The following is a 5,253-nucleotide window of genomic DNA, read 5'->3' as shown; positions in this document are numbered from 1 at the left end:
TGGCGGCAACTTCGAGCAGCTGACACCGAACCCGACGCCTGCCGAGACCGTGATCAGCGACTCGATCGACACCACCACTGCCACGTTGACCGCGTCGCCTAGCGTCACCGAAGGCGGCGTGATCACTTACACCGTGACTCTGAGTAACCCTGCCCAGACTCCGGTGACCGTGACCCTGTCCAATGGCCAGACCATCATCGTCGAAGCCGGCAAGAGCACCGGTAGCGTCGATTTCCAGACGCCGGCCAATGATGTCTACAGCAATGGTTCGACCGTCAGCACGACCATCACCGGTGCCACTGGCGGCAACTTCGAGCAGCTGACACCGAACCCGACGCCTGCCGAGACCGTGATCAGCGACTCGATCGACACCACCACTGCCACGTTGACCGCGTCGGCTAGCGTGACCGAAGGCGGCGTGATCACTTACACCGTGACTCTGAGTAACCCTGCCCAGACTCCGGTGACCGTGACCTTGTCGAACGGCAAGACCATCACCGTCGAAGCGGGCAAAACCGTGGGCTCCGTCGATGTGCCGACAGCCGCTAACGACGTCTACAACAACGGTTCAACGGTCAGCGTCAGCATTGAAAAAGCCGAAGGCGGCAACTTCGAAGCCCTGGAGGCCGACAAGACGCCAGTCGAGACCGTCATCAATGACTCGATCGACACCACCACCGCGACTCTCTCGGCTACTCCGGGCATCACCGAAGGCGGCGTGATCACCTACACCGTGACCCTGAGCAACCCGGCTCAGACTGCCGTGACCGTGACCTTGTCGAACGGCAAGACCATCACCGTCGATGCTGGCAAAACTGTCGGCAGCGTCGATGTGCCAACAGCGGCCAACGACGTCTACAACAACGGTTCCACCGTTTCGGTTTCGATCGAGAAAGCCGAAGGCGGTAACTTCGAAGCCCTGGAGGCCGACAAGACCCCAGTCGAAACCGTCATCAGTGACTCGATCGACACCACCACTGCCACGTTGACCGCCACCCCGGGTATCACCGAAGGCGGTGTGATCACCTACACCGTGACTCTGAGCAACCCGGCTCAGACTCCGGTGACCGTGACCCTGTCCAATGGACAGACCATCACTGTCGAAGCCGGCAAAACTGTCGGCAGCGTCGATGTTCCAACAGCGGCCAACGACGTCTACAACAACGGTTCAACTGTCAGCGTCAGCATTGAAAAAGCCGAAGGCGGTAACTTCGAAGCCCTGGAGGCTGACAAGACGCCGGTCGAAACCGTCATCAGTGACTCGATCGACACCACCACCGCGACCCTCTCGGCCACCCCGGGTATCACTGAAGGCGGTGTGATCACTTATACCGTGACCCTGAGCAACCCGGCTCAGACTGCCGTGACCGTGACCTTGTCGAACGGTAAGACCATTACCGTCGATGCTGGCAAAACTGTCGGCAGCGTCGATGTGCCGACTGCGGCCAACGACGTGTACAACAATGGTTCAACTGTCAGCGTCAGCATTGAAAAAGCCGAAGGCGGCAACTTCGAAGCCCTGGAGGCCGACAAGACGCCAGTCGAGACCGTCATCAGCGATTCGATCGACACCACCACCGCGACTCTCTCGGCTACTCCGGGCATCACCGAAGGCGGCGTGATCACCTACACCGTGACCCTGAGCAACCCGGCTCAGACTCCGGTGACCGTGACCCTGTCCAATGGCAAGACCATCACCGTCGAAGCCGGCAAAACCGTGGGCTCCGTCGATGTGCCGACTGCGGCCAACGACGTGTACAACAATGGTTCAACTGTCAGCGTCAGCATTGAAAAAGCCGAAGGCGGCAACTTCGAAGCCCTGGAAGCCGACAAGACCCCAGTCGAAACCGTCATCAGCGATTCGATCGACACTACCACTGCCACGTTGACTGCCACCCCAGGCATCACCGAAGGCGGCGTGATCACCTACACCGTGACCCTGAGCAACCCGGCTCAGACCGCCGTGACCGTGACCTTGTCGAACGGCAAGACCATCACCGTCGAAGCCGGCAAAACCGTGGGCTCCGTCGATGTGCCGACAGCCGCTAACGACGTGTACAACAACGGCTCCACCGTTTCGGTTTCGATCGAGAAAGCCGAAGGCGGCAACTTCGAAGCCCTGGAAGCCGACAAGACCCCAGTCGAAACCGTCATCAGCGATTCGATCGACACTACCACTGCCACGTTGACCGCCACCCCAGGCATCACCGAAGGCGGCGTGATCACCTACACCGTGACCCTGAGCAACCCGGCTCAGAGCGCCGTGACCGTGACCTTGTCGAACGGCAAGACCATCACTGTCGATGCTGGCAAAACCGTGGGTTCCGTCGATGTGCCGACAGCCGCCAACGACGTCTACAACAACGGCTCCACCGTTTCGGTTTCGATCGAGAAGGCCGAAGGCGGCAACTTCGAAGCCCTGCAGGCCGACAAGACCCCAGTCGAGACCGTCATCAGCGATTCGATCGACACCACCACTGCCACGTTGACCGCCACCCCGGGTATCACCGAAGGCGGTGTGATCACCTACACCGTGACTCTGAGTAATCCTGCCCAGACTCCGGTGACCGTGACCCTGTCCAATGGCAAGACCATCACCGTCGAAGCCGGCAAAACTGTCGGCAGCGTCGATGTTCCAACAGCGGCCAACGACGTCTACAACAACGGTTCAACTGTCAGCGTCAGCATTGAAAAAGCCGAAGGCGGTAACTTCGAAGCCCTGGAGGCCGACAAGACGCCAGTCGAAACCGTCATCAGTGACTCGATCGACACCACCACTGCCACGTTGACCGCCACCCCGGGTATCACCGAAGGCGGTGTGATCACCTACACCGTGACTCTGAGTAATCCTGCCCAGACTCCGGTGACCGTGACCCTGTCCAATGGCAAGACCATCATTGTCGAAGCCGGCAAAACTGTCGGCAGCGTCGATGTTCCAACAGCGGCCAACGACGTCTACAACAACGGTTCAACTGTCAGCGTCAGCATTGAAAAAGCCGAAGGCGGTAACTTCGAAGCCCTGGAGGCCGACAAGACGCCAGTCGAAACCGTCATCAGTGACTCGATCGACACCACCACTGCCACGTTGACCGCCACCCCGGGCATCACCGAGGGCGGTGTGATCACCTACACCGTGACCCTGAGCAACCCGGCTCAGACCGCCGTGACTGTGACTTTGTCGAACGGCAAGACCATCACTGTTGATGCTGGCAAAACCGTGGGCTCCGTCGATGTGCCGACTGCGGCCAACGACGTGTACAACAATGGTTCAACTGTCAGCGTCAGCATTGAAAAAGCCGAAGGCGGCAACTTCGAAGCCCTGGAAGCCGACAAGACGCTAGTCGAGACCGTCATCAGTGACTCGATCGACACCACCACTGCGACCCTCTCGGCTACCCCAGGCATCACCGAAGGCGGTGTGATCACCTACACCGTGACTCTGAGCAGCCCTGCCCAGACCGCCGTGACCGTGACCTTGTCCAATGGCAAGACCATCACCGTCGAAGCCGGCAAAACCGTGGGCTCCGTCGATGTGCCAACAGCAGCCAACGACGTCTACAACAACGGTTCCACCGTTTCGGTTTCGATCGAGAAGGCCGAAGGCGGCAACTTCGAAGCCCTGCAGGCCGACAAGACCCCAGTCGAGACCGTCATCAGCGACTCCATCGACACCACCACTGCCACGTTGACCGCCACCCCAGGCATCACCGAGGGCGGTGTGATCACCTACACCGTGACCCTGAGCAACCCGGCTCAGACCGCCGTGACTGTGACTTTGTCGAACGGCAAGACCATCACTGTTGATGCTGGCAAAACCGTGGGCTCCGTCGATGTGCCGACTGCGGCCAACGACGTGTACAACAATGGTTCAACTGTCAGCGTCAGCATTGAAAAAGCCGAAGGCGGCAACTTCGAAGCCCTGGAAGCCGACAAGACGCCAGTCGAGACCGTCATCAGTGACTCGATCGACACCACCACTGCGACCCTCTCGGCTACCCCAGGCATCACCGAAGGCGGTGTGATCACCTACACCGTGACTCTGAGCAACCCTGCCCAGACCGCCGTGACCGTGACCTTGTCCAATGGCAAGACCATCACCGTCGAAGCCGGCAAAACCGTGGGCTCCGTCGATGTGCCAACAGCAGCCAACGACGTCTACAACAACGGTTCCACCGTTTCGGTTTCGATCGAGAAGGCCGAAGGCGGCAACTTCGAAGCCCTGGAGGCCGACAAGACCCCAGTCGAGACCGTCATCAGTGACTCCATCGACACCACCACCGCGACTCTCTCGGCTACCCCGGGCATCACCGAAGGCGGCGTGATCACTTACACCGTGACCCTGAGCAACCCGGCTCAGACTCCGGTGACCGTGACTCTGTCCAATGGCAAGACCATCACCGTCGATGCTGGCAAAACCGTGGGTTCCGTCGATGTGCCGACAGCCGCCAACGACGTCTACAACAACGGCTCCACCGTTTCGGTTTCGATCGAGAAAGCCGAAGGCGGCAACTTCGAAGCCCTGGAGGCTGACAAGACGCCAGTCGAGACCGTCATCAATGACTCGATCGACACCACCACCGCGACCCTCTCGGCTACCCCGGGTATCACCGAGGGCGGTGTGATCACCTACACCGTGACTCTGAGTAATCCTGCCCAGACTCCGGTGACCGTGACCCTGTCCAATGGCAAGACCATCACTGTCGAAGCCGGCAAAACTGTCGGCAGCGTCGATGTTCCAACAGCGGCCAACGACGTCTACAACAACGGTTCAACTGTCAGCGTCAGCATTGAAAAAGCCGAAGGCGGTAACTTCGAAGCCCTGGAGGCCGACAAGACGCCAGTCGAGACCGTCATCAATGACTCGATCGACACCACCACCGCGACCCTCTCGGCTACCCCGGGTATCACCGAAGGCGGCGTGATCACTTACACCGTGACCCTGAGCAACCCGGCTCAGACTCCGGTGACCGTGACCCTGTCCAATGGCAAGACCATCACCGTCGAAGCCGGCAAAACTGTCGGCTCCGTCGATGTGCCGACAGCCGCCAACGACGTCTACAACAACGGCTCCACCGTTTCGGTTTCGATCGAGAAAGCCGTAGGCGGCAACTTCGAAGCCCTGGAGGCCGACAAGACGCCAGTCGAGACCGTCATCAGTGACTCGATCGACACCACCACCGCCACGTTGACCGCCACCCCAGGCATCACCGAAGGCGGCGTGATCACTTACACCGTGACCCTGAGCAACCCTGC

Annotated in this window: 1 protein-coding gene; it reads left to right on the top strand. The window is 59.9% G+C overall.

Annotation, left to right across the window (positions count from 1 at the left end; translation table 11 throughout):
- Nucleotides 1–5,253: beta strand repeat-containing protein (locus ACQKPS_RS26590; RefSeq protein ID WP_427606247.1), on the top strand; the 5,253-nt coding region annotated here is incomplete at both ends.

The organism is Pseudomonas sp. NPDC086566, from assembly GCF_050280885.1.
Lineage (GTDB): Bacteria > Pseudomonadota > Gammaproteobacteria > Pseudomonadales > Pseudomonadaceae > Aquipseudomonas > Aquipseudomonas vlassakiae.
The sequence above is the reverse complement of the archived record's forward strand: the minus strand, read 5'-3'. Positions and strand labels throughout refer to the sequence as shown.